Consider the following 22,298-nt stretch of genomic DNA (forward strand, 5'->3'; position numbering starts at 1 on the left):
CCCGCGGCAGGCAACCGGCGAAGACACCGCAGGGCCAAACGTCTTGCGATGTTCGCACCGTGACCATCAGGAGTTCTCCACGTGACTGTTCCCGAAACCAACAAACCCCTCACCATCCTGATCGCGGCGGAGACCTACCGCCCGCAGGTCAACGGTGCTGCACAGTTCGGGTACCGGCTTGCCAAAGGCATGAAGGCGCGGGGGCACAACGTCCATGTGCTGGCCTGCCGGGCGGACAACGGCAAGAGCTTCACCGAGTTCGGGGATGAAGGCACCGTGCACCGCTTGAAGTCCCACGGAGTCTTTACGCACGAGTACTTTCGCATCTGCTACCCCTGGGAAATCAAGAACGACATTCGGATGCTCTTCGACAAGGTGCAGCCCGACGTCGTTCACATCCAAAGCCACTACATGATCGGCGAACACGTTCTCTACGAGGCGAAGAAGCGGGGCATCCGGATCATCGCCACCAACCACTTCATGCCCGAAAACCTGAACCCGTTCTTGCCGTTCCCGCAGTGGTTCAAGGACATCATCGGGCGGGTCTCGTGGAAAGACATGGGCAAGGTCATGGGCCAGGCCGATGTCGTCACTACTCCCACGCCGCTGGCCGCGAAGGCCATGCACCAGCACGCTTTCCTCCGCAAGGTCCTGCCTCTGTCCAACGGTATTGACGCGTCGGCTTATGAACTGGCGCCGGGCGAAGAAATCGAACCGCATGCCAACCCCACCGTTCTCTTCGTCGGCCGCCTTGCTGAAGAAAAGCATGTGAACGTCCTGATCGACGCCGTCTCCAAAACACCCGCCGAACTCAATGTGCATCTTGAAATCGTCGGCGGCGGAGAGGTCCGTGCCGCACTGGAGGCGCAAGCCAAGCGCCTGGGCCTGGGCGAGCGGGTCAGGTTCCTGGGTCTCGCGAGCGACGAGGACCTGAGGAAGGCGTACATTCGCGCGGACCTGTTCTGCATGCCCGGAACCGCCGAACTGCAGTCCCTCGTGACGCTTGAGGCGATGTCGGCGTCGACGCCGGTTCTTCTCGCCAACGCGATGGCGCTGCCGCACCTTGTGCGTGAAGGCGAGAACGGGCATCTGTTCACGCCAGGGGACAGCAATGAGCTGGCAGCCCGGATCACCGAGCTCTTCCGTCTGCCGGCCGGCGAACTCGAAGCCATGGGCAAGGCCAGTCGCGCCATGGTGGAGCCGCACAGCATCCAAGGCACATTGCAGACGTTCGAGGACCTCTACCGCGGGGCGGGCTATGAGGACAAGGTCATCTAGTCACGCAGACCCGGCGTAGCCTCTCGCTTGGCGTCGGGAGCCGGATTGTTTTGCTAGAGTGTTTTGGCCGGGGACGCTGACAAAGCGTCCCCGGTGACTCGGGGCTATAGCTCAGCTGGTTAGAGCGCGGGACTCATAATCCTAAGGTCCTCGGTTCAAGTCCGAGTAGCCCTACCTGAAAGGCCCCTGAGCTGCGGAAACGCAGATCAGGGGCACTCTCGTTTTTGCGTTCTGGGGTAGCGATCCACCAGAAACCCACCGGAAACGTTTTGAGCTATTTACCGAACGCCTCCAGCAGCGAGGTGTTATCCGGCGCCTCGTGGGTCTTCTGGACGTAGTGCTTCCTCGTCACGTTTTCGCTCGAGTGGCCAAGCTGGGCGGAAGCCACGGCCACGCCTGGCGAGGCCGCCTCGGCCAACAGATTCCATCGGTTCCATGTGGAGCGCTTGGCCGCGACACGTTCCCGGGTCAGTGATCCGACGGCGTCGACCCAGGACTCTTCGAAGTCGCAGCCTCGGAAAGGGGTGGCATGCGCGCGTCGCACAGTGTTGGCCAGCACGAGGCGGGGTTCGAAACCTTTGGCGAGGGCCCGTGCTTGCCATTGTGCGGAGAGCTCACGCAGCGGCGTGACCGTCTCGGGCTTGGGCTTTCGAGTGGAAAGGGTTGCCTGCTGGCGGAGCTTGATGGTGGTGGTCGCGGTAGGAGGAGTGCCGTGGGCTTTGGTCCATTCGGCCACCAGGCGGTCGGTCTCCGCCTCGATGAGGCGGGAACGTTTGGAGAATTCGCGAATCAGGCCGTCGTCGACGCCGGCGAGGTGCGCGCCGGGGTTGTGGGTGGTTGCTGCGGGTTCGCGGATGTCGGTGTCGGTTCCGAGCTGGAGGCGGAGGGCGTCGAAGAGGAGGCCGTTGTAGTGTTCGCTGGCGGCGACGGCTGCCTTGTAGAGGGTCCTGGAGTCCAGGGTGACCCAGGCGCCGTCGGTGATGCGCTGGATGCGGTTGGCGATGACCAGGTGCGTGTGCAGCTGCGGGTCCCCGGCGCGTGATTCCCAGTGGTCGAACGCGGCGGCGATCACGCCTTGGGTGCCGATCCGGGCGACGCCGTTGCGCCCCGCCCTCGTGTGGATGACCGATTCTTCCAACCATTCCAGGGTGGTTGACGGCGTCGTGATGGGTTGCCAGGATCTGGTCCTGGAGGGCCCGTGGGCTCAGCGCCCAGAGCACGGACACGGATTTCGGGACGCTGAATGTGAGGTCGAAACCGGCAACGGCACGTCGCGTACCGGTTTGTCCTTGGGTGTTTTGGACGACGGTTGGTTGGCCGTGCGGCCGGCCCAGGGGAGCGCCGGAGTCCGGATGGACGGTGCGGTCGAAGATGGCTTTAGCATCGGTTTCGGTGACGGCGTCGCCGCGGGCCCGGCTGATGCCGTCCAGGCCGGAGCCAAGCCAGCGTCCCTGCGGGGTCCCGGCCTTACTGTAGTAGCTGGTTGCATCCGGGGGAGTGGGCGAGACGTCGTCCATCATCGTGGTCTTGAACAGGTACCTCAGGCCAGACTGGGCAGAAAGCCTGGCGATCGACATGGTCATGGCCGTGTCCGTATCCGCCGTCGACGGCCTCGCTGCCCGTTGCCGCAACATGTAAAGCAGAATCGCTGCGAGGTGCGAGAAGGTTCGAAGCATTCACGACATTCGTCGCAAATTTTCTCATTCACGTCGGTTCGTCAACGCCTAGCCCGCCGGCAACATGACGTGCCGTGAGTCAGCGCCCACGGCGACAGCCTTGAATGCCAGAGTTGTGGCGTTGAAGGGCCTATAGGCGTGCTCACGCGGAGGCAAGCTCAAAGACGGTGGCTCTGTCGGCTCGGCGAAGTAGGTTGCTTTGGATTCCGGCAAGAGACGAGAGGGGTGGGATGGGACGCTTTGGCCGGAGGCCGCTCGACGGAATACCGTGAGCGACGGCCAGGATGACTTGTAATGCATATGGCTTGGAAGCCATAATCAGATATGGAACTTTTCTGGCCCGGAAAGCTTTGACGAGCAGTTGGACCGGCTGGAAGGCGAAGCTGATCATGGTGATGAGAGGGCCAGAGCGGTATTCGAGTACGTCGTCGCGGAGATGGACTACCTGCGGCGGTTGCCGGCACCTCCAACGTCCGAGACTCCGACCCTCAAGCCCGTTCGTCAGTCGAAGAAGCATGAAGTGTGGCGGGTCTCGCACCCCTACCATCACGGCATTGCGGTGCGGCTCATTTGTTGGTTTCCTCCCGATGAGAATACCGCAGTAGTGGCCCTGTTTTCGGGGGATAAGGCCAACATGGGGGACGTTTTCTACGACAGCGTGGGAAGCAGGGCGGACCAAATCATCGATCAATGGATCAGAGAAGGGGAGGGTGAGGAAAATGGTGAGGAAGACATTTAGGAAGGGCAACGACCGGCTCGACCATATCCTGGCAAAGCCGGGCATGGCCGAGCGTGTCGCTGAAATACGGGAAGCGTCTGCGCGCGAGGACCGCATCTATGCAATGAACCTGGCCACGATCCGCAAGGCTGCGGAGTTGACTCAGGACGAGTTGGCGCAAAGGCTCGGGATTGATCAGAGCGTTGTCTCGAAGACGGAGCGGCGCGAAGACATGCTGCTGTCGACTCTTATGGATTATCTTTCCGCCGCGGGCGTCGAAGACGCAAAGATGGTCGTTCATGTGAACGGTCGCGAAATAGAACTGGACCTTCGCAGCCTGCAGCATCACGTGCAAGGCTAAAACGGTACTAGCGCAGGTTCTCAGCACCTCGACCGTCATGCACCGCCCAATGGCTGGCAACCAGACCACTGCCCGGATCGAGCACGGATGAAGCCCCAACTCACCTACGGCACCGAACCGGGCAGCGACTCCGAAGGCGCCCCCGCCTCCTGGCCAGCCGGGCAGCCGACCACGACCCCCAACCGGCAGAACACCCCCACCGGTAAGGACGAGCGTGTGAGCGGCCGGCGGCTGGGTGCTGAAACCAGTCTTGGAGAACAACAATAAGCCGGGCCCGGCGTCGGGTCTGCCTGCACAACGATCAGACGAGCATCCTCGGGCCACCTTGCAGCCAGCGCGTGCGCCAACTTCACCGTCTGCATCGGGTGTCGGCGCCAGGGCCGGTCAGGAGGACGTCTCGGATGCCCGTAGCCGGGCTGGCATCGGGAAGGGAAGCGTGAAGTGCAGCTGGAGTGCGTCCACGGTGCTCCAGTCGTCCTTCATGACTTTGATTGCCTCCGGGGACACTTCGGTAAGGCGCACTGAAAGCCTCCGATCGAGGCCAGGCGCACGCTGAAGTCTTTGGTGTGTGCATACCGTGGCCTGACCGCCTTTCTTTTGCCGAGTCGGTGCTGGGAATCACCAAGAGAGGCATCCGGCACACCCGTCGCTTCAGGCACGGCTCGATGACTTCCACGCCTCTCATGGCGTGTTGAGCGGCGTCGAATTGGTCAAGTATTTGTGTAAGTGCAGGATGACGTCCTTCGGGACGAAGACGAGAGATCCCTACTCGTGAAGGCAACGGCTTCGCGCCAATAGCATCCAAGAGCTTGCGCCAAGGACGTCAAGGTCCAGTTTCGCCGCGGTGACGCGACTGTCAGGGCAAGGCCCGAACCTCACCCGCGCACAATTCCGCCCGCGGCGCTGCGCGGCCGCTTTCAGCACAAACTCGCAAGGAGAAATCATGTTTGGTAAGACCGTGCGCCGGCTTTCGCCACTTGGCGCCATCGCTGCACTTCTGCTCGTCGCGGAACCAGCCAGCGCAGCCGCTAGCAAACCACCGGAAATTCAGGCATTCAGCGTCTCCGTTCCGGCCGGAAACGGGTGTGCATTCCAACTCGACATCACCGGCACAAATGGACAATTAACCCAGATCAGCTTCAACAACGGCAGTTTCTTCAACGTTGGTAAAGGGGTACTGCTCACATACACCAACCACACAACCGGGAAGTCCTACACGGTGAACACTGCCGGTTCGGTCGACCGCTTTGTGCATAACGCCGACGGAACTTACACCGCCTACCTGTCAGGCCACAATGGCTACGTCTACTTCAGCACGGACGCCACCGGCCCCCGGGCAATCCAGTACACCGGGCGCCTGGTTGTCACCACCGACTCCACCCTCTCCAACACCCTCTCCGTGGACTTCACCTCCGGCCAGTCAGTGGACATCTGCGCCGCCCTCTCATAACCAGTGATCTGGTTTTAGGTCTTTCAGTGGCAGGTCACCCACGAAGGCCCGTGAAAATCGTTCAACTGAAGACGACGAATGCAGGCCATGCCGGGGCATGGCCTGCATTCGTTCCTAGGTAGGCGACTAGCAATGACGCCTCAACGTGAGCCGTGACTACCTGCTTTTGTCCCTGATTTCGGGCCGCCCTCGGTTGCCGAACGACCTACGAACTGTTTGGATGTTCCGATGCCGACCCTTGGCCCGGACCGGCAAAGAACGCTGTCTCACCCCCCCGACAGGCTGCACCCTTCCGGTTCGCGGGTTCGGGAAGTGCCGGCGGGTATCATCGGGGCCATGGTCTCCCAGCGTGCAATCTTCGTCGATGCAGGTTTTCTTCTGGCCGTAGGCGGTACACAGATTGCGGGGACATCCCTCCGGTCAGCTTTCCGCGTCGACTTCGAGAAGCTTATCCAGGGCATCATGAAGTGCACGGAGGTGCATTCCGGGCTGGATGTGCTGCGGACGTATTGGTATGACGCGTCCAAGGACGCGTTGTTCACCGATCAGCACAAGCAGATCGGTCTCCTGCCCGGGGTGAAGGTCAGGCTCGGACGGATTTCGTTCAACGGCGAGCAGAAGGGTGTTGACCTGAAGCTGGGACTGGATCTGGTTGGTGTGGCCCGCAACCGTGCAGCCTCGGTTGCTTACCTTGTGTCCGGTGATGACGATCTGGCTGAGGCGGTCGAGGAAGCCCAGGACCTGGGGATGAAGGTTGTCCTGGTGGGTGTCGCCGACGCGGCGCACCGTCTCGGGGTGATGTCGGTCGCCGAGCACCTGGCGCTGCGGGTGGACAGCATCATTACCTTGCCCGCGGAGCTGATCGAGGAGTGCTTCACCAGGATCGTCCAGGATGCCCCACGGCCTGCTCCTGCGGTTCCTGCCTTCGCCGGCCATCCGTTGCCGCGTCCGGTACCGAAACCGGCGGCAAAGCCCGGGCCGCCAACGCGTCCGCTTCATCATCCTCTCCAGCGGCCACATCCGGCTGGGGTACAGGCAGGAGCACATCTTGTGTACAGCTCCGGAGGGACCGATTCGACCTTCGTCCCCGAGGACAGCCCCATGGACGTCGCACAGGAAGTCGGCGAAAGCGTCGCTGCAAGCTGGTACGGATCGGTGTCTCAAGGAGAACTGAACGAGCTGCTCGCCGACAGGCCCATCCTTCCCGTCGAGATCGACCGGGTTCTCCTGAAAGACTGTGCGCAGCGGATCGGCGAATACAAGACCGACCTGCAAGCGGTCCGCAAAGCCCTGCGCACCGCGTTCTGGGAGAAGCTGGACGCACTCATGTAGGAGCCTTTTTGCCGGTGCGTAGATGGCACATCACCGACCCTCGGCTGAGGTGCTGATCTTTCCTGCAAAGAAGGTTGCCACGGTTTCCCAGACGGAGGGTTTGTCTCCGTCGTGGTGGGCAGCCGCGGGTGGAGCGACGGAGTCCAGTACTGGGTCGGGTCCGGTAAATTCCGGCCGTGGTTTCACTGATGGGGTTCGTTTCCGGCTTTTCGCCGCTTCCTCGCGGCATCTGGCAAGGCGTTCGGCGGCAGCGGGTGCCAGCCAGACGGGAAGCAGCGGCGCGGCGGCTTCGAGATCAATCAGGGCAGTCTTCGGGTCGCCGAGCCGGTCCATGACGATCACGCCGCGGCACCACGCCAGTACCGCTTGGTCGATTGGACCGGGCAACCAGTATTTGAGGCCAAGATCGATGCTGTGGACCGCGATCCTTGGCTTGCCCTGGCCAAGGGCGGAGACAGCGTACAGCAGCCACGTGTCGGGGATCCAGGCGCCACCGCCCCAGCCAACCCAGCTCCTGGTCCAGTCATGGACGGCTTTCCAGTCACCTGCCTCTAGCCCGGCCAGGGCCTTCTCGCGGCATTGTGCACCCCACGCCGCGACGTCATCGCCTGGCACCTTCGCTGGATCAAACCCCATATCGATGAGCCTGCCACAATCTCCGGTGCACCGGCCGCATGATGGTTCCATGTCAGAACTTGTGGGTCAGGCTGTGGAGCGGCTACGGAGCGCCGGGGTCGTGCTGGAAGGAGGGCTGAGCGAGGCCGAACTGGACTCGGTCGAGGAGCGTTTCGGGTTCTCGTTCAGCCTCACGCGCCGCCGATTCCTCGCCGCGGTGCTGCCCCTCGGGCAAGGATGGGTGGACTGGCGGCACGGGGAACGTGAAGAGATCGAGGGCCGCCTTTCCTGGCCTGTGGAAAGCGCCCTGTTCGATGTCGAACAGAACAGTTTCTGGCCTGCGTCCTGGGGCGAGAAGCCCGCCGATCTAGAGGTCGCGTTGGCTCACGCCCGGACCCGGTTTGAAAAAGTTCCACGACTCATCCCCGTCTACGTTCACCGGTATCTCGCCGCGGGGCCGGGAGACGTGCCGAGCCCGGTCTTCTCGGTGTACCAGACTGACGTGGTCTATTACGGTGACAACCTGCTGGACTATGTCGCCCAAGAGTTCGATGCACCCCCAGCTCATCCAACTCCACGGCCACGGATTCCGTTTTGGTCCGAGCTGGCAGACGTGCTCGGGGACGACGAACTGTAATGACGGAAAAGGGGCACTGAATGGGGAATGTCAGGCACGCGTACGACCCGTCCAAGGTGCTGTCGATAGGCATGGTCGTCGGTGGCCGGAATCAGGCGAACGCTCCTTGGATCGAGGCAGTGCGGGTCTTGGCACGGGCTGCCATTGTTAACCGTGAAGGCATCGAGTCGGACATCAAACTGAACGTCAAGTTCCATGTGCCGGGCCATCTCCGGGTTCCGGAATTCGAGGGGGTCAGGACCGGTGTGTTCAGAGCGGCGGATTCCCTCCTCAAAGTCCAGGCCGCCCTTCCGGTGGAAGTTCCGGAGGACCCTGTGAGGTTCCTGCTTCGGTGGATCCTAGCGGCGTTGGATGAAGTCGATTCCTGGGCACCTGCCAATCGGCTGCGCTACGACACGACGGCACAACGGGACCTGGTCGCAATGCTCGACATTGCAGGTATCTAGTGGTACCGCTTGGTCACTTCGGGTGTGTAATCGTAATCCTCTCCTTGGCAACCGGTCTTTAGGTTCCGCGCCCGGGACGTTCCGACGCCATTGGGCAATCTGGCCGGGATTGCGGTCGCCAGCACGGGTGTGTGGGGTTTCCTTGCCAAGATACCTTGACAGTTCAGTGCCGAAGGAACATGGTGACGCCATGGCGAGATACAGCGGCGGCCCCACCGTTCACAGGGCAATGACGGGACCTCGGGCAACAGGAGGGGCGACGTCAAGCCCCCAGAGTTGGAAGGTCGAGGTGGTCGACACCCTGCAGGCGATCCAGCAGGTCCGCCAAGAGTGTGATCACACTGAGCTGGTGACGGTGAAGTACGCGCGGAAGGCCGGCCTGACTTGGGCGGAGATCGCCAACGCACTCGGAGTCACACGTCAGGCGGTTTGGGAGCGGTGGTATGAAATCGACGAGACCCTGCCCAAAGGTGACGCGTGGGGACCTTCCTCACTGAACGAGACTGCGCCCGAGGGCAAGACCAGCCGCTAAGCACCAGACGGTCCTTTATGGGTTTTCGTCGATCCTGCGGTTGCGGGCACGGATGAAAGCATTGCTGGCCCGTAAGTAGCTCAGGTACTCCTCAGAGGTCCTCGGAACGGCCGGCGTACTGAAGTCGGCGAACGGGTGGAAGAACCGGATGGTCTGGTCGTCATCTTCCACGAGGTCCTTCAAGAGGAAGAATTTGACGTACCCGGCGAAGTCTTCGAAAAGCTCGAAGAAATCCGCATACCTGAGGAGCGTGTCTGCAAGAGGGTTCGGCTGACCAAAGTTTGTCTATGCATTCGGTAGGCGCGGGGGCCGACATGTTTCACCCGCCACTGGTAGAACGTCTGCTCCGGAATCTGCAACTGGGTGCAAATGTCTTTCGGGGTCAGCCATTGTTCTTCGGCAGTCTCCACCGTGCTGCTTCGTTCTGGCTTCGTGGTCATCGGTGCCTCCGTCGTGTCCGCGGCTTAACTGCCGGCGTAGGTGCCAGCTGCGTTTCTGGTTCATGGGAAATGAAGAGCCAGGCGGCATGACGGCGCGGTGGACCCTGCGGCGCGAGTTGAACCCGATAACGCGATTCGCCCACCGTTTACCCACCGGAAACGATGGCGCGTAACGAAAAATGATGACATGCCCGTCGCCCGATGTGGGCCATTTTGCCACGGAATCTAGGCATTTTTGGCATCCACCGAATACTAATGAAAAACGCGAAATCATTATCCTAAGTCCTCGGTTCAAGTCCGAGTAGCCCTACCTGAAAGGCCCCTGAGCTGCGGAAACGCAGATCAGGGGCTCGCTCATTTTGGGGTTCTAAGGGAGCCATTGGGAGCCCGTCAAGCTACTGGGCCCGCACGGGAAGCCAGTCGAGCCGGCCGCGGAGTTCCTCAAGGATCTGATGGCGGCGGACTGTTCGCCGCTGACCCCCCCGTTCGTACGGCATGGATCAACTTCGGGGCACCTTGGGTGGCGCTACGTATGGGCGTTCGAGATCCATTGGGACCGGGCGACTCGGGACGCTAGTGACTTCACGCTCTGGATGAAGTTGGCGAGTCGCATGGCAGGCTGAGGCTGGTCGAAATCGACCGGGGTTGATGCTCGCCTCAGTTCGTCCGGCCTGCAACCACTGAGGCGAGCAGCGGAGATCGCGTTCTCGGCGACTGCTTGCCCCCTGGACGGGGACCTATCCGCTCTGGTTGCGTTTGCGGATTCGCCGGTCGACGCCCGTCTGGCTCCTGCCGCCCGCGACGAGGCTGGGAGAGTCTGCCGTCGCGGGCGCCGCCGTCGCCGAGGAGATCCGCTCGGCAGGGAGGCCGGTCGCGTCGCAGATCAGGCCTTACACTGTGGTGATCTTGCCGTCCCACGCGCCGCCGGCCGGGACGGAGGCGTGCTGGTGGATCAGTTCCCAGCCGTTCTCACGCCGCTCGAAGCAGTCGGTCTGCCGGGCCATGACGTGCTTGGTGGAGCCGTTCTTGAGCACGATGTTCGTGCTCTGCACCGTGCAGACGATGCCCATGTCCCCATTGACCTTCGCGGCCAGTTCGAGGATCTCGACGTTACAGGACTCGAAGTTGGCGAAGGTGTCGTCGAACAGCTTGCGCGCCGGGGGGACGCCCCTGGACGCGAACGGGGGGATGTCGAACCACAGCACGTCGGACGCCCAGTGCCGGGTGCTCTGCGCACCGGTCATCGACGCCGCCATCTCGCGGACGATCGCGATGATGGCTTCCTTGTCCTGCTCGGTCGTCGTCATGACTTTGCTCCCTTCATCTCGCGGCCCTGATCGGCCGCTACGGACAACCCTGCGGCGTGCCGTCAGGGGAGGTGCAAGACCCAGCCCCGCGACGAGATCTCCCCTCACGGGAGATCGCCTGCCCAGGGCCTGTCGTCAGCGCTGGACATCGGGGGTTTCCTCCGCGAAGTCGGCCACTTAGAGGGCCGCCAGGGTGCGGATGCGGTCAGCGAAGGCCCGTCGGGCGGCCCCGAACTGGGGGGGGCGAGGCGCTCCCATCCGTGCGGAACGCCGGGATGGACTGGCAGTTCAACGGGAACGCCGGCAGCGGCCAGGCGCGGCGTAGGCAATGTCCTCGTCGCGGAAGATGTCGAGGTCCGCGGTGTCGATGTAGGCAGGGGCCAGTCCGGTGAAGTCGGTCAGGCGGGCGGTTGCGGCGATCGGGGAGACATCCGCGGTGCCGCCGCTGTCGCCCATCGCCGCGATGCGTCCGGTGTCCACGGCCAGTTCGTGCGCGTGGTCGGTGAGCCAGGTCAGGCCGGCGAAGACGTCCTCGGCGAGCATGGTGCCGATGGCCTCGGGGGCCAGTCGGTAGCCGACGGACAGGAACGGCACCCGACTGTGCGCGACGCTACGCCGGCGGCCTGCTCGGTGCGGACGGCCAGGAGGGGGACGAGTTCGGGGTCGACGGTGTAGTTCATGGGAAGTGGTTCCCGCTTTCCGGAGGTGGACGGATGGGTGCGCAACGAAGTGGCGGCGCACGCGGGTCGGCGGGCCGGTTGCGTGCGCCGCGGCACCGGTCGGGTCGGACACAGCGGTGGCTGTCAGTGCGGAGGGCTGGTTGCGGATCACGGCGAGGCCGACGATCTTGCCGTCGCGCACGCTGAAGTAGTCCGACATCACCAGTTTCGGCCGGGAGGCTGGTCTTGTCGTAGGTCCCGTCATAGCGCGAGCGCACGATGGTCTGGCCGTAGTGTGCTACGACCTCGAGCGGCTGCATCGTGACGTGGTCGCCGATCATCTCGTTCTCGGCCCGGGCCCGGATGGCTGGGATGCCGCTGATCTCACGGCGCGCGTCGTTGACGCAGGCGTCCTCGGCGAAGGTGGCGACCATCCGGTCTAGGTCGAAGGCGTTGACCGCCGCCAGGGACTCGGCGACGACGGGCGGCAGGGCGGTGCTCGTGGGCGTGGTCATAATTTCGGCTCCCTTCGGCCGGCGGCCCGGTCGACCGGCTGCAAGCAGGCTCGGGCGTGCCCCGACGAGAGGTGCAAGACCCGCGCGCGCCCGTGTATCTCCCCTTGGGGTAGGTGGCATAGTGGCAGGCATGGACGCGACACTGCCGATCGGGGACTTCGCAAGAGCCACGCACCTGAGCGTGAAGACGCTGCGCTACTACCACCAGGTGGGCCTGCTGGAACCGGACGAGGTGGACCGGCATACCGGCCACCGGTACTACACCACCGCGCAGATCCCGACCGCGCAGATCATCCGCCGCTTCCGCGCCCTGGACATGCCGGTCGAGCAGATCGCCAAAGTGCTGGCCGCGCCCGACCTCGACACCCGCAACGCGCTGCTGGCCGCGCACCTGAACCAGATGGAGCGGGAGTTGGAGCGCAGCCAGTCTGCGGTCGCCTCGCTGCGCGACCTGCTTACCCGCCCGCCGGGCGGCACCCGGGCCGAGATCGGGCGCCGGAGCGTTCCGGCCACGCCGGCGGCTGCGATCACCGAGACGGTGGACATCGCCGAGGCGTTGACCTGGTACCAGGGTGCGCTCGGTGAGATCTATGCGACGCTCGACGCCCAGGGCCTGGCCGCCGACGCGCCGGCTGGCGGGATCTTCAGTACCGAACTGTTCACCCACGGGCGCGGACCGGCGACGATCTTCGTGCCTTGCGCCGGACCGCTGCGCCCCATGGGTCGGGTCGACGCGCTGGTCATCCCGGCGGTCGAGTTGGCGACGATTGTGCACCGCGGCCCGCATACGAATATCGACCTGGCTTACGGAGCCCTCGGCACGTACGTCGCTGAACATGCCCTCGCCGTGGACGGCCCGATCCGCGAGTACTACCCCGTCGGGCGCCACGAGAGCGCAGAGGCGGCCGAGTGGCGCACCGAGATCTGCTGGCCGATCTTCCACACCGGACCGTCGCCCGACGAACCCGCAGCGCGCACGCACGAAGGCGGCGATGGGTAGTGGGTGTGCAGATGGCACTCGGAACCTGAGGCGCTGAACGCGCCGACACCGCGATATCGAAACTCCGGGGGCTACCAGCAGGCGCGCCGCACCCGCAGATAGGGAAGCGCCACAGGCCCAGATCCCCGAGGGCTGCCGGTTGTAGTGGCCGCCACCCGCGAGTGTCGAGCTTGGCCAGTTCCGCTTCGACGTCGACGTTGATGGCGCCGAAGAAATTGATGTCCTCCGTTAGTTCGGAGAAGGTGACGTCCGTCAGATCGTGCATCGGGGCAGCACCAGTTCGGTGCGCTACCGGCGGGCGATCATGCTGCTGGCCTCGGCCGGCGGGAACCGGGTCGCAGTCATCGCCCAGCTGGTCCAGGCTGACGTGGACACCGTCCGGGACGTGATCCACCGGTTCAACGAGATAGGCCTGGCCGCTCTGGACCCTCGGTGGGCGGGAGGCCGTCCCCGCCGGCTCAGTCCTGACGACGACTTCGTCGTCGCGACGGCCGTCACCCGCCCGACCAAACTCGGCCAGCCCTTCACGCGCTGGTCGATACGCAAGCTCGCCGCCTACCTGCGCAAAGTCCACGGCCGCGTGATCCGGATCGGCCGTGAGGCGTCACGGTGCCTGCCGGCCCGCCGTGGCGTCACCTTCCAGCGCACCAAGACGTGGAACGAGTCCCCCGGATCCCGACCGGGATGCCAAGCTCGACCGCATCGAGGAAGTCCTGGAGCGGTTCCCAGACCGGGGGTTCGCGTTCGACGAGTTCGGGCCGCTCGGCATCCGCCCCACGGGCGGGTCGTGCTGGGCCCCTGCCGGTTGCCCCGAGCGGCATCCCGCGACGTACCACCGCACCCACGGGGTGCGGTACTTCCACAGCTGCTACTCGATCGGCGACGACACCTTATCGGGTGTCAACCGACGTAAGAAGGGCGCCACGAACACGCTGGCCGCACTGCGGTCGTCCGGGCGGCCCGCCCGGACGATGCCCTGATCTATGTGATCTTGGACAACCTGCCCGCCCACAAGGGCCTGGGAAGGTGTGGGCCAGCCGGGGGTGGCAGCGTCGTTGGCTGCCAAGGATCAGGCGGGTTCGCGGCCCAGGATCATGCCGCGTTTGAAGTATTCGTAGAGACCGTCGAACACCGGACCGGTGATGCCCAGGAGGGCGTCGTCGTCCAGGGTCAGGGACAGGCCCCGGATGATGATGTCCAGGCCCGGGGCGGCGGGGGCGTCGTAGCGCTCGTCTTCCAGGTCCGCTTCGTGGATGATTTCGGCGATTTTCCAGGCGACGGGGTCCTGGATTTCGTAGCGGCGCAGGATGGTTTCTGCGGTGCAGTCGGGACCGTGGTGGGACAGATCCACCCCGGGCATGTCGAAGGCGGTCGCGTCGGCCGGGACCTCGGCGGGGTCATCGACAAACACGAAGACCGCGTCCGGGTCGAGTATCCGGCGGATCAGCCAGGCGCACCCGGCCCGGTCGACGTGCACGCCCGATCTGGTGGCCCATTTCATCGTCTTCTGCTCTCTGCCGGAACGCTTTCGGCGGGTGTGTCGGCGGGTGCGAGGACCGCGGCGATGGCTTCGGCGGCGAGGGCGCGTGCTTGTGGTGGGAAGTAGTCGCGGCGGTTGATTTTCCGCAGCTGCGCCCGGAGGCGTTTCGCGGTCCTGGCCCGTGCGGGTTCCTCGAGCCGGAGGGCGTCCCGGGCGTCCTCGGCCAGGGCCAGGTATTCCTGCCCTCGGTCCCGGGCCATGGTTTCGGCGATGCTCCGTTCCAGGGCTTCGGAGGCGGGCCGGCCGAGCCAGACGGCCGCCGTGCCCCCGTTTTCGGTGATGTCCCCTGCGATCCAGTCGAAATGCTCGCGGGTCCTCGCGTCCGCGGGCAGGGCCACCAGCCCGTCACCGAGCTGGGCCACGCCCAGGGCCTGCAGACGCCGCCAGACCGCCACCCTGGGGCTGGAGGGGTTCCGTGGCATCCGGTAGTTGAGCAGCACCCAGCCCCCGGGTATCAGTGGTTCACTCTTCACCATAGAATTGTAACCGTGGTTACCTTGAACTTGTATTGTTCGGTCCGGACGCGCGGTGCGCGCCCTTCGCCGCCTCAGGAGAAGACATGATTTCGCCTCTGCTCATTGTGATCTCCGCGATCATCGCGGCCGCCGCGGTGGCCCTTGCCTGCCGGTTTGCTCGCTGGCCGGCTCGGGATCTGGGTGCGGCCGCGGCGGGCACCCTGGTGGCCGTCATTGCCTGGCGGGTGGCGGCCAACATCCTTCTCCTGAACGAGGACTTCATGCCCGCCGTCAGTGTCGGGGACGCGGTATGCCTGATCGCCGGGGCCCTGCCGCCTGCCGTGGTTGTCTTCGTCGACCGGGACCTGGGGCGCCGGGCCCTTCCGGTACTGACCGGGGGGCTGGTCGCATTCATCGCCAACGTCATCATCCTGTGAGCCGCACGGAGACAGCGATGGGACCGGCACCATCGTGCCGGACCGCGTGGACCGCGTGGACCGCGTGGACCGCGCCATCCGTGCGCATCGCCGCCTCGCTGATGCTCCTCGCGGCGTCCGTGACTGCTTGCTCAGGGCCGCCTCCGGCGTCGTCCTTGCCGTTGACGCAAGTACAGGACATTCCCCTGCCCGGCGCGGCGAGCAGGTTGGACTACCAGGCCCTCGACGCCGGGGCCAAACGGCTCTACATCGCCCACCTCGGAGACGGCACCGTCCACGCCGTCGACCTGGGCGCCGGCACGGTTGCCGGAACCGTCCCGGGGGTCTCCTCCGTTCACGGTGTGACCCTCGTGCCGGACCGGCACCTGCTCCTGGCCGCCGCATCCGGGACCAACGACGTGGCGATCATCGACACCGGCAGCCTTGCCGTGGCGGGCAGGGTGCCGGCCGGGAATACCCCCGACGGCATCGCCTATGATCCGGTCCATGGCAAGGCCTATGTCTCCAACGAACACGACCACGCCGAAACGGTGATCGATCTGGCCACCGGCCGGGCGAAGGGATCGATCGAGATTGGAGGGGAGGCCGGCAACAGCGTGTTCGATCCCGTCAGCGGGAACATCCTGGTCAACGTTCAGAGCCGCGGTGAGCTGCTGGGCATCGATCCCTCCACGGACATGGTCAACACCCGGATCCAACTCAGTGACTGCGTGAGCAATCACGGCCTCTACGTCGACGGCGCGGAAAAGCTTGCGTTCATCGCCTGCGAAGACAACGCCAAGCTCCTCGTGGTCGACCTTCAAAGCAAACATGTCACCGCCCGCTTCGACACCGGCGCGAGCCCGGACGTGCTGGCATTCGATCAGGGCCTGCACCGCCTCTACGTCGCTTCCGAAAGCGGGGTGGTCACAGTCTTCGATGAACAGGACCATGCCCTGGTCCTGAAGGCCTCCGGGAAGCTTGCCGATAACGCGCACACGGTCGCCGTCGACCAAAGAACCCACCGGGTGTACTTCCCGCTCCAGGACGTCAACGGCCACCCCGTCCTGCGCGTCATGGACGCGATCCGATGAGCGCGAGCGAGCCCTCGCCGGGTCAGGAACCTGTACGTTTCCGCCGTTTCGTGATGTACTTCCTGCGGCTGGGAGCAGTCGGGTTCGGCGGCCCGATCGCCACCGTCGGCTACATGCAAAGGGACCTGGTCGAAAAGCGCGGCTGGATCGACCGGAAAGACTTCCTCGACGGCGTTGCCCTGGGCCAGACGATGCCCGGCCCCCTCGCAGCGCAGGTGGCCATGTGGATCGGCTACCTCCAACGCGGAGCGTGGGGAGCGTTCGCCGTCGCCGCGGCGTTTATCGCCCCTTCCTTTGCCATCGTGGTGGCCGTCGGCGCGCTCTACGCCGAATTCTCCGGCCTCGGGATCGTCCATGCCCTCTTCTACGGCATCGCCCCCGCCGTCATGGCGATCATCACGATCGCCGCTTACAAACTCCTCAAGCTCACGGACCGGCGGGACTGGCGGCTCTGGGCGATCAGCGCCCTCGTTTTTGCCGTGACCGCGATGACCGGATCCGAACCCATCCCGCTGATCCTGGCCGCCGGACTCGCGATCCTGCTGCTGGACGCGGGCCCGAAAACGCTCTGGCCGCGACGGCGCCACCGCATCCCCAAGCCACCCTCAGGGTCACAGCCGCCGGCTTCGCAGGCGCTGCTCCTGCCTCTGGCCATGTTGGCCGCCCCGGTCGCCGCGGGCGGGACACTGCTGGCCCTGGGGCTGTTCTTCCTGCAGACTGGGGCCCTGGTCTTCGGTTCCGGACTGGCGATCGTGCCCCTGCTCCGCGACGGGGTCGTCGCCCAGCACAACTGGCTGGACCAGGGCCAGTTCCTCGACGCCGTCGCAATGGGGCTGATCACCCCGGGCCCCGTAGTGATCACTGCGGGTTTCATCGGCTACCTCGTCGGCGGTTTTCCGGGGGCCGTCGTCGCCACCGTCGGGATCTTCACCCCGATCTACCTCGCCGTCGTCCTCCCGGGACGCTGGTTCATCCGCCACCGCGAAAACAAACAAGTCAAGGCCTTCGTCGTCGGCGCCACCGCAGCAGCGGCGGGGGCCCTCTCCGGGGCCGTCGTAATACTGACCAGAGAGGCCGTCACCGACTGGATCACCGCGGCCATCGCCCTGGCCTCCCTTGGGCTGCTCTGGCGCTTCAAAATCAACGAACCCTACATCGTCCTCGCCGCCGGCCTCATCGGGCTCCTTCTGCGTCACTGACTAACCTCCGGGCGACCGCCGAAAGCTCCATGCTCGTTCCGGGGTGCCGACCAGCGCGGAAGGGCCCTCATAGAGTGCGGCTGTGCCGGCGTCGGGCCCCGGTCAGAGATCGCGGAGCCCGATGCCTCATCGTCAATGCACGGGGAGCGTTTCCCTGCCGGGACCCCCACGGAACGAAGGCACGTGCAGGACCTTCACGGCCGGGACGTCATCCGGACAAAGCGCCTTATCGACGCTGCCGTGCTCGGCTCGCATGAGGAGTGCCCCCACAGCCGGAGCTGGGGGACACCCCTTCTTTGGTGTTATGAACGATCAGGAGACCTGGAGCCCGCCGTTGATGTCGTACGTTGCCGCGGTGATGTAGCCGGCGTCTGCGCCGAGGAGGAAGCTCATCAGTGCGGCTACTTCCTCGCGGGTGCCAACCCTGCCCATCATGATCCCTTGGGACATTTCGGCTTTGCGTTCTTCCGTGAGCGTGCCGCCCATGATGTCGGTATCGATGGGACCCGGTGCCACGCAGTTGACTGTGACGCCGTGCTCGCCGACTTCGCGGGCCAGGGCGCGGGTGAAGCCGATGACGCCACCCTTGGAGGCGCTGTAAGCCACCTTGGAGAAGGTGCCGCCGCCGCGCTGGGCCGAGATGGAGGAGATGCTGACAATGCGCCCGACCTTGCGTTCGATCATGCCTTTGAGGACGGCCTGGCTGACCAGGAAGGTGCCGCGCATGTTGATGTCGAAAACTCGGTCCCATCCTTCCACGGTCTCTTCCATGAACGGGGTGGGGTTGCTGATACCGGCGATGTTGGCGAGGCCGACGATTGGAGGCAGTTCTGCCTCCACCCGGGCGATTGCGGTGTCCACCGAATCCTTGTCGGAGACGTCGGCGGCCAGCCCGATCGTCTGGACGCCGTGCCTCGCGGCGATCTCGTCGGCTGCGGCTTTTGCGTCGACGCCGTTGATGTCCAGGATGGCCACGGCCCAGCCTTCGCTGGCCATGCGGTCGGCGGCAGCGCGGCCGATGCCTCGGGCGGACGCGGCTCCGGTAAGCACAACGGTGCGTTCAGCGGGGAAAGTGGTGGAGGTCATTGCTTTTGGTTTCCTTCGGTAGTTCGGGATCAGGAGGGGTCGGAAGGCTCGGCTGCTTGGGCAAGCGTGGCGTCGCCTTCGGGGCGTTTGCGTGCGTAAAGGTAGGTAGCTATGCCCGTGGCGGCCAGACACAGGGAGAGGAAGACGAGGCCGCTCTGGTTGTTCCCCGTGGCGTCTTTCAAGAGGCCCACCGCGTAGGGTGCCACGAAGCCACCGAGGTTGCCCAGTGAGTTGATCAGGGCAAGGCCTGAGGCTGCCGCTGCGCCGGTGAGCGCGGCCGAGGGCATGGAGAGAAACGGTGCGATGGCGCCGTAGATGCCCATGGCCGAGGCAATGAGGCCCACCATTGCGAGGAATGGGTTGACCGGGAGCAGGAATCCCGCCGCGAGGAGGCCGGTGCCGGCGAGGATCATGCTGGCGGCGGTGTGCCATGCGCGCTTGCCGGTCTTGTCTGCGCGCTTGCTCCACCAGTACACGAACACCGCGGCGATGGCATAGGGGATGAAGACGATGAAGCCGATTTCCGTCGTCGAGAACTTGCCAAGCGCCGCGACGATGGTGGGCATCCAGAGGCCGAGGCCGTAAATACCGCAGACCAGACCGAAATACAGGGCGGAGTATGCGAGGGTGCGCTTGTCTTTGAGTCCGGCCAGGAAGTTGTGGTGTCCGGACTCCGATTTGAGAGCAAGTTCCGCGTCCATGGTGCTGGCGAGCCATTCGCGCTCGTCGTCTTCGAGCCATTTGGCGTCGCGGGGCCGGTCTGTCATGAGAATCGGCGTGAGAAGACCCAGTAGGACCGCGGGGATGCCCTCAAGGATGTAGAGCCACTGCCAGCCGTGAAGGCCCATGAGGCCTTCCATTTGCAGCAGCAGGCCCGATACCGGAGCGCCAAGCGCGTTGGACAACGGCTGCGCGAGGATGAAGATCCCCAGCACGGTGACCCGTTGGACCGCGGGGAACCAGAGTGTCAGGTAGAAGAGGATGGCCGGGAAGAATCCGGCCTCGGCCGCTCCCAGGAGGAAGCGGAGGATGTTGTAGCTTGTTTCGCCGTTCACAAGGGCCATTGCTGCGGCGAGCAGGCCCCAGGTGATGAGGATCCGGGCAAGCCATTTGCGTGCGCCGAAGCGGTACATTCCGGCATTGCTGGGAACTTCGAGCAGCGCGTATCCGAGGAAGAAGATGCCGGCGCCGAGACCGTAGGCGGCGGCGTTGAGGCCGATGTCGGCGCTCATGGTCAGCTTGGCGAAACCTACGTTGTTCCTGTCCAGGTACGAGACGAAGTACAGCAGGACGATGAGGGGCATGATGCGGCGGCGGACCTTGCGAAGCGTGTGTTCACCCAGTTCACTGAGGGCGGGCGAACGCATCGTGAGGGAAGTCATCTTTGACCTTCTGTCTGTCGGATCCGCACCGGGCAACTGCGCTCAGCGGGAATCCAGGGGATGTGTGGGAGTCATTCGATCCATCTAAGTCAGATGTCAGACATCTGATATGACGAAAATCATACGATGCAGTGAGTGGGGGGTCAATAGTCGGATCGAAAACCAGTTTCGCGTGGCGGCCCGGCATGCGGAGCTGCTCCCTGTGTCAGGGCTTGGTGCCGTGGACGTAGCGTTCGTAGTCTTCGTACGTCTGGTCCATATGTTCATCCATGACCCGGCGGGCGAGTTCGGCGTCGCCGCTGAGGATACTGTCCAGCACGCGCTGGTGGTAGTCGATGGCATGGAGCTGGATCTCGGGGACGGCGGAGGTTTCCCGCCTAGCCGTGTACAGGAGCTGCCCCAGCTGGGCGAAGAGTGCCCGGACAAAGGGGTTGCCGGAGGCCTTGAGCACGGCGTCGTGAAATCCGATGTCGGCGGCCACGAAGCGGTCCAGGTCACCCGCCGCGTGGGAGGTTTTCATGTCGGCAATGCACTGCTGCATCCAGTCCACGTCTTCCGGAGAGTGCCGCATGGCCGCGAGCCCGGCCGCCCCGGTTTCCACCATGCGCCGCACTTCGATGAGGCCCACAGACACCTGATCCGCACCGCTTCCGTGGGAAGCGGCCTTGAAGATCGCGCCAAGCCCGGTCCAGGCGTCGGCCGGGTTCACGAACGTGCCGCGGCCGGCCTTTACGTACAGGATATTCTGCGCCCGCAGCGCCTTCAGTGCCTCACGCACGGTGAGTCGGCTGACCTCGTAGGCGGCGGCGATCTCCGACTCGCTGGGGATCGCAGTGTGGGGGCCGAGCTTCCCCTCAAGGATGTCATCGAGCAGCCCGTCGACGACATCGTCAACAAGTGTCTTGCGGCCCAAAGAGCATCCCGCCTTCGTTCGGTCTCGAAGACCAACACTACAGAAGGCCAGGATCCCATGGTGCCCCTTCCACCCATCCGCCCGCGGTGTCGGAATGGCCCGGGGGCGATGCGTCTGACGGGCAAGCAGAGTTGAAATATGCTGCAAGCGCTTGCGATTCCTCCACGCGGGCGTCTACGGTTGAGTCCGTGGTTATCAGCGTTGAGTCAGTTGCGGAACGTGCAGGGGTTTCGATATCTACCGTGTCCAGGGCTTTGCGGTCCGTGCCGGGCGTTTCGTCGAAAACTCGCAAGCGCGTGCAAGAGGCGGCCGCCGAATTGGGTTACACGGCGTCCCCGGCCGCGTCGCGCCTCGCGACCGGCCGGACCATGACCGTGGCCATCGTTGTGCCGGTGCTGGCCAAGTGGTTCTTTGGCAAGACCATCGGCGCGGCCACACAGGAGCTCCGGAACACAGGGTACGACGTTCTCCTCTACGAGCTCGCCACCCCTGGGCAGCGTGAGAGATTCTTCGGATCCCCGCGCCTGCACGGCCGCTCGGACGGGGTCATCGTTATTGCCCTGCAGCCCGGCAAGAAAGAACTGGAATCGCTCGCCTCCCAAGGACAAGCGGTAGCCTTGCTCGGTGCTGAAGGGCCCGGTATCGGATCCGTGTCCGTGGACAACGTAGGGGCTGGGCGGGACGCGGTGAGGCATCTGCTGAACCTCGGCCACGAGCGGGTGGCGTTCATCGGCATCCGAGATGAGGAAGGCAGCAATCTGGGCGGGGTACCGCCCCGGCAGCGGCTCATCGGTTACCGCAAGGCATTGGTGGAGGCTGGGCTGGCCCGGGAGGGCGTCCTGGAACAGTTCGATGAGAACAGCGTCGGCGGGGGAGCAGCGGCCATGTCAAGGCTGCTGGTTGCGGCCCGCGCCCCGACCGCGGCTTTCGTCGCCTCTGACGAGATGGCCTTCGGTGCGCTGATGGTCCTGCGTCGGGCGGGTCTGGACGTCCCCCGGGATTTCTCTGTGCTTGGTTTCGACAATCACGAACTCTGCGAGGTCTTGGGCCTGACAACCATGGACCACGACGTGGCCGGTCAGGGCCAGGACGCTGCCCGGCTCCTCCTGGACACCATGAACGGCGGACAACCCAGGTCCCTCGGCCGGCCTGCGCGGCTTGTGATCCGCGAGAGCACGGCACCTCCACGGGTCCTGCGCAAGAATTCCACCGCTCAGCCGGATCTTCCGGCAACCTTCTGAAAGGAA

The 22,298-nt window shown here is 64.6% G+C and carries 25 protein-coding genes, 1 tRNA gene and 4 pseudogenes; 18 read left to right on the forward strand and 12 right to left on the reverse strand.

Features of this window, described 5'->3' with window-relative positions; all coding sequences use genetic code 11:
* Positions 1-81 precede the first annotated feature (81 nt).
* Positions 82-1,278 (forward strand): glycosyltransferase, encoded by a 1,197-nt coding sequence (locus ABEA18_RS12445; RefSeq protein ID WP_345449719.1) that lies wholly within the window; start codon positions 82-84, stop codon positions 1,276-1,278.
* A gap of 100 nt (positions 1,279-1,378) precedes the next feature.
* A tRNA-Ile gene (locus ABEA18_RS12450) sits at positions 1,379-1,452 on the forward strand.
* A 100-nt stretch (positions 1,453-1,552) separates the two neighbouring features.
* Here the strand turns inward: ABEA18_RS12450 and mobF are convergent.
* Positions 1,553-2,798: pseudogene (gene mobF / locus ABEA18_RS12455) on the reverse strand (MobF family relaxase).
* Here mobF and ABEA18_RS12460 point away from each other — a divergent pair.
* The 4 genes from ABEA18_RS12460 to ABEA18_RS12475 all read left to right on the forward strand — a co-directional run bounded on the left by ABEA18_RS12460 (position 2,776) and on the right by ABEA18_RS12475 (position 4,300).
* Positions 2,776-2,916, forward strand: a complete 141-nt coding sequence (locus tag ABEA18_RS12460) for a hypothetical protein (RefSeq protein ID WP_345449876.1) — start codon at positions 2,776-2,778, stop codon at positions 2,914-2,916. The pseudogene mobF and the gene ABEA18_RS12460 sit on opposite strands and share 23 nt — an antisense overlap.
* A gap of 399 nt (positions 2,917-3,315) precedes the next feature.
* The gene (locus tag ABEA18_RS12465; protein WP_345449720.1) at positions 3,316-3,693 is read left to right on the forward strand and encodes a hypothetical protein; all 378 of its coding nucleotides are present in this window, start codon (positions 3,316-3,318) and stop codon (positions 3,691-3,693) included.
* Positions 3,674-4,033 carry a helix-turn-helix domain-containing protein gene (locus ABEA18_RS12470; RefSeq protein ID WP_345449721.1) on the forward strand — a complete coding sequence of 120 codons (360 nt, stop codon included), beginning with the start codon at positions 3,674-3,676 and terminating at the stop codon, positions 4,031-4,033. Before ABEA18_RS12465 ends, ABEA18_RS12470 begins: the two co-directional genes overlap by 20 nt.
* Positions 4,034-4,120: 87 nt before the next feature.
* Positions 4,121-4,300, forward strand: coding sequence for a hypothetical protein (locus tag ABEA18_RS12475; RefSeq protein ID WP_345449722.1), 180 nt, complete (start codon positions 4,121-4,123; stop codon positions 4,298-4,300).
* Positions 4,301-4,417: 117 nt separating this feature from the next.
* Here the strand turns inward: ABEA18_RS12475 and ABEA18_RS12480 are convergent, their stop codons facing one another.
* Complete coding sequence (locus tag ABEA18_RS12480) at positions 4,418-4,555, reverse strand: hypothetical protein (RefSeq protein ID WP_345449723.1); 138 nt, start codon at positions 4,553-4,555, stop codon at positions 4,418-4,420.
* Positions 4,556-4,976: 421 nt separating this feature from the next.
* Between ABEA18_RS12480 and ABEA18_RS12485 the strand changes: the two genes are divergently transcribed.
* Together ABEA18_RS12485 and ABEA18_RS12490 are read left to right on the forward strand one after the other, a co-directional pair.
* Positions 4,977-5,483 carry a hypothetical protein gene (locus ABEA18_RS12485; protein WP_345449724.1) on the forward strand — a complete coding sequence of 169 codons (507 nt, stop codon included), beginning with the start codon at positions 4,977-4,979 and terminating at the stop codon, positions 5,481-5,483.
* A gap of 336 nt (positions 5,484-5,819) precedes the next feature.
* Positions 5,820-6,815, forward strand: a complete 996-nt coding sequence (locus tag ABEA18_RS12490; protein ID WP_345449725.1) for an NYN domain-containing protein — start codon at positions 5,820-5,822, stop codon at positions 6,813-6,815.
* A gap of 30 nt (positions 6,816-6,845) precedes the next feature.
* On the opposite strand, the gene ABEA18_RS12495 is transcribed toward ABEA18_RS12490, so the two are convergent.
* Complete coding sequence (locus ABEA18_RS12495) at positions 6,846-7,451, reverse strand: hypothetical protein (protein WP_345449726.1); 606 nt, start codon at positions 7,449-7,451, stop codon at positions 6,846-6,848.
* Positions 7,452-7,500: 49 nt separating this feature from the next.
* Between ABEA18_RS12495 and ABEA18_RS12500 the strand changes: the two genes are divergently transcribed.
* The 3 genes from ABEA18_RS12500 to ABEA18_RS12510 all read left to right on the forward strand — a co-directional run bounded on the left by ABEA18_RS12500 (position 7,501) and on the right by ABEA18_RS12510 (position 9,045).
* Complete coding sequence (locus ABEA18_RS12500) at positions 7,501-8,067, forward strand: hypothetical protein (protein WP_345449727.1); 567 nt, start codon at positions 7,501-7,503, stop codon at positions 8,065-8,067.
* Positions 8,068-8,087: 20 nt separating this feature from the next.
* Positions 8,088-8,513 carry a hypothetical protein gene (locus ABEA18_RS12505; protein ID WP_345449728.1) on the forward strand — a complete coding sequence of 142 codons (426 nt, stop codon included), beginning with the start codon at positions 8,088-8,090 and terminating at the stop codon, positions 8,511-8,513.
* Positions 8,514-8,703: 190 nt separating this feature from the next.
* The gene (locus tag ABEA18_RS12510) at positions 8,704-9,045 is read left to right on the forward strand and encodes a hypothetical protein (RefSeq protein ID WP_345449729.1); all 342 of its coding nucleotides are present in this window, start codon (positions 8,704-8,706) and stop codon (positions 9,043-9,045) included.
* Between the two features lie 15 nt (positions 9,046-9,060).
* On the opposite strand, the pseudogene ABEA18_RS24645 reads toward ABEA18_RS12510, so the two are convergent.
* The 4 genes and pseudogenes from ABEA18_RS24645 to ABEA18_RS24650 form a co-directional block, all read right to left on the reverse strand.
* Positions 9,061-9,309, reverse strand: a pseudogene (locus tag ABEA18_RS24645) (DUF6994 family protein); the annotation flags it as partial.
* Between the two features lie 1,066 nt (positions 9,310-10,375).
* Positions 10,376-10,792, reverse strand: a complete 417-nt coding sequence (locus ABEA18_RS12520; RefSeq protein ID WP_345449731.1) for a YybH family protein — start codon at positions 10,790-10,792, stop codon at positions 10,376-10,378.
* Positions 10,793-11,080: 288 nt separating this feature from the next.
* Entirely contained in the window at positions 11,081-11,671 is a 591-nt protein-coding gene (locus tag ABEA18_RS12525; protein WP_345449732.1) for an alpha/beta hydrolase, read from the reverse strand.
* Positions 11,672-11,747: 76 nt separating this feature from the next.
* A pseudogene (locus ABEA18_RS24650) lies at positions 11,748-12,098 on the reverse strand (nuclear transport factor 2 family protein); the annotation flags it as partial.
* On the opposite strand from ABEA18_RS24650, the gene ABEA18_RS12530 reads away from it, so the two are divergent.
* The 3 genes and pseudogenes from ABEA18_RS12530 (at position 12,097) to ABEA18_RS12535 (ending at position 13,946) form a co-directional block, all read left to right on the forward strand.
* Complete coding sequence (locus tag ABEA18_RS12530) at positions 12,097-12,966, forward strand: MerR family transcriptional regulator (protein ID WP_345449733.1); 870 nt, start codon at positions 12,097-12,099, stop codon at positions 12,964-12,966. The pseudogene ABEA18_RS24650 and the gene ABEA18_RS12530 sit on opposite strands and share 2 nt — an antisense overlap.
* Before the next feature lie 283 nt (positions 12,967-13,249).
* Positions 13,250-13,537, forward strand: a pseudogene (locus ABEA18_RS24655) (helix-turn-helix domain-containing protein); the annotation flags it as partial.
* A 25-nt stretch (positions 13,538-13,562) separates the two neighbouring features.
* Positions 13,563-13,946 (forward strand): hypothetical protein, encoded by a 384-nt coding sequence (locus tag ABEA18_RS12535; protein WP_345449734.1) that lies wholly within the window; start codon positions 13,563-13,565, stop codon positions 13,944-13,946.
* An 89-nt stretch (positions 13,947-14,035) separates the two neighbouring features.
* On the opposite strand, the gene ABEA18_RS12540 is transcribed toward ABEA18_RS12535, so the two are convergent.
* Complete coding sequence (locus tag ABEA18_RS12540; RefSeq protein ID WP_345449735.1) at positions 14,036-14,467, reverse strand: chromate resistance protein ChrB domain-containing protein; 432 nt, start codon at positions 14,465-14,467, stop codon at positions 14,036-14,038.
* Complete coding sequence (locus ABEA18_RS12545) at positions 14,464-14,982, reverse strand: Chromate resistance protein ChrB (protein ID WP_345449736.1); 519 nt, start codon at positions 14,980-14,982, stop codon at positions 14,464-14,466. Before ABEA18_RS12545 ends, ABEA18_RS12540 begins: the two co-directional genes overlap by 4 nt.
* Positions 14,983-15,065: 83 nt before the next feature.
* Between ABEA18_RS12545 and ABEA18_RS12550 the strand changes: the two genes are divergently transcribed.
* From ABEA18_RS12550 to chrA, 3 genes are read left to right on the forward strand one after another with little or no spacing between them, the layout of a single operon-like run.
* Positions 15,066-15,398, forward strand: a complete 333-nt coding sequence (locus ABEA18_RS12550; RefSeq protein WP_345449737.1) for a hypothetical protein — start codon at positions 15,066-15,068, stop codon at positions 15,396-15,398.
* 17 nt (positions 15,399-15,415) lie between these two features.
* Positions 15,416-16,471: a YncE family protein gene (locus tag ABEA18_RS12555; RefSeq protein WP_345449738.1), complete on the forward strand. Its 1,056-nt coding sequence runs from the start codon at positions 15,416-15,418 to the stop codon at positions 16,469-16,471.
* The gene (gene chrA, locus ABEA18_RS12560; RefSeq protein ID WP_345449739.1) at positions 16,468-17,670 is read left to right on the forward strand and encodes a chromate efflux transporter; all 1,203 of its coding nucleotides are present in this window, start codon (positions 16,468-16,470) and stop codon (positions 17,668-17,670) included. The genes ABEA18_RS12555 and chrA overlap by 4 nt, the downstream gene beginning before the upstream one ends.
* Positions 17,671-17,982: 312 nt before the next feature.
* On the opposite strand, the gene ABEA18_RS12565 is transcribed toward chrA, so the two are convergent.
* The 3 genes from ABEA18_RS12565 to ABEA18_RS12575 form a co-directional block, all read right to left on the reverse strand.
* On the reverse strand, positions 17,983-18,756 hold the full coding sequence (locus ABEA18_RS12565; RefSeq protein ID WP_345449740.1) for an SDR family NAD(P)-dependent oxidoreductase: 774 nt from the start codon (positions 18,754-18,756) through the stop codon (positions 17,983-17,985).
* A gap of 29 nt (positions 18,757-18,785) precedes the next feature.
* Positions 18,786-20,138, reverse strand: a complete 1,353-nt coding sequence (locus ABEA18_RS12570) for an MFS transporter (protein WP_345449741.1) — start codon at positions 20,136-20,138, stop codon at positions 18,786-18,788.
* A 205-nt stretch (positions 20,139-20,343) separates the two neighbouring features.
* A complete protein-coding gene (locus tag ABEA18_RS12575) occupies positions 20,344-21,051 on the reverse strand; it encodes a FadR/GntR family transcriptional regulator (protein WP_345449742.1) in 708 nt (235 codons plus the stop codon).
* A 188-nt stretch (positions 21,052-21,239) separates the two neighbouring features.
* On the opposite strand from ABEA18_RS12575, the gene ABEA18_RS12580 reads away from it, so the two are divergent.
* The gene (locus ABEA18_RS12580) at positions 21,240-22,292 is read left to right on the forward strand and encodes a LacI family DNA-binding transcriptional regulator (protein WP_345449743.1); all 1,053 of its coding nucleotides are present in this window, start codon (positions 21,240-21,242) and stop codon (positions 22,290-22,292) included.
* Positions 22,293-22,298 lie beyond the last annotated feature (6 nt).

This window comes from Arthrobacter gyeryongensis, assembly GCF_039543785.1.
Lineage (GTDB): Bacteria > Actinomycetota > Actinomycetes > Actinomycetales > Micrococcaceae > Arthrobacter > Arthrobacter gyeryongensis.

What these genes read in the sequence shown, in the direction of transcription:
- ABEA18_RS12490 (WP_345449725.1), top strand. Translation starts at nt 5,820, where the DNA reads ATGGTCTCCCAGCGTGCAATCTTCGTCGATGCAGGTTTTCTTCTGGCC.
- ABEA18_RS12530 (WP_345449733.1), top strand. Translation starts at nt 12,097, where the DNA reads ATGGACGCGACACTGCCGATCGGGGACTTCGCAAGAGCCACGCACCTG.
- ABEA18_RS12570 (WP_345449741.1), bottom strand. Translation starts at nt 20,138, where the DNA reads ATGACTTCCCTCACGATGCGTTCGCCCGCCCTCAGTGAACTGGGTGAA.
- ABEA18_RS12485 (WP_345449724.1), top strand. Translation starts at nt 4,977, where the DNA reads ATGTTTGGTAAGACCGTGCGCCGGCTTTCGCCACTTGGCGCCATCGCT.
- ABEA18_RS12475 (WP_345449722.1), top strand. Translation starts at nt 4,121, where the DNA reads ATGAAGCCCCAACTCACCTACGGCACCGAACCGGGCAGCGACTCCGAA.
- ABEA18_RS12520 (WP_345449731.1), bottom strand. Translation starts at nt 10,792, where the DNA reads ATGACGACGACCGAGCAGGACAAGGAAGCCATCATCGCGATCGTCCGC.
- ABEA18_RS12565 (WP_345449740.1), bottom strand. Translation starts at nt 18,756, where the DNA reads ATGACCTCCACCACTTTCCCCGCTGAACGCACCGTTGTGCTTACCGGA.
- chrA (WP_345449739.1), top strand. Translation starts at nt 16,468, where the DNA reads ATGAGCGCGAGCGAGCCCTCGCCGGGTCAGGAACCTGTACGTTTCCGC.
- ABEA18_RS12500 (WP_345449727.1), top strand. Translation starts at nt 7,501, where the DNA reads ATGTCAGAACTTGTGGGTCAGGCTGTGGAGCGGCTACGGAGCGCCGGG.
- ABEA18_RS12540 (WP_345449735.1), bottom strand. Translation starts at nt 14,467, where the DNA reads ATGAAATGGGCCACCAGATCGGGCGTGCACGTCGACCGGGCCGGGTGC.
- ABEA18_RS12510 (WP_345449729.1), top strand. Translation starts at nt 8,704, where the DNA reads ATGGCGAGATACAGCGGCGGCCCCACCGTTCACAGGGCAATGACGGGA.
- ABEA18_RS12505 (WP_345449728.1), top strand. Translation starts at nt 8,088, where the DNA reads ATGGGGAATGTCAGGCACGCGTACGACCCGTCCAAGGTGCTGTCGATA.
- ABEA18_RS12555 (WP_345449738.1), top strand. Translation starts at nt 15,416, where the DNA reads ATGGGACCGGCACCATCGTGCCGGACCGCGTGGACCGCGTGGACCGCG.
- ABEA18_RS12470 (WP_345449721.1), top strand. Translation starts at nt 3,674, where the DNA reads ATGGTGAGGAAGACATTTAGGAAGGGCAACGACCGGCTCGACCATATC.
- ABEA18_RS12495 (WP_345449726.1), bottom strand. Translation starts at nt 7,451, where the DNA reads ATGGGGTTTGATCCAGCGAAGGTGCCAGGCGATGACGTCGCGGCGTGG.
- ABEA18_RS12545 (WP_345449736.1), bottom strand. Translation starts at nt 14,982, where the DNA reads ATGGTGAAGAGTGAACCACTGATACCCGGGGGCTGGGTGCTGCTCAAC.
- ABEA18_RS12550 (WP_345449737.1), top strand. Translation starts at nt 15,066, where the DNA reads ATGATTTCGCCTCTGCTCATTGTGATCTCCGCGATCATCGCGGCCGCC.
- ABEA18_RS12525 (WP_345449732.1), bottom strand. Translation starts at nt 11,671, where the DNA reads ATGTCGGACTACTTCAGCGTGCGCGACGGCAAGATCGTCGGCCTCGCC.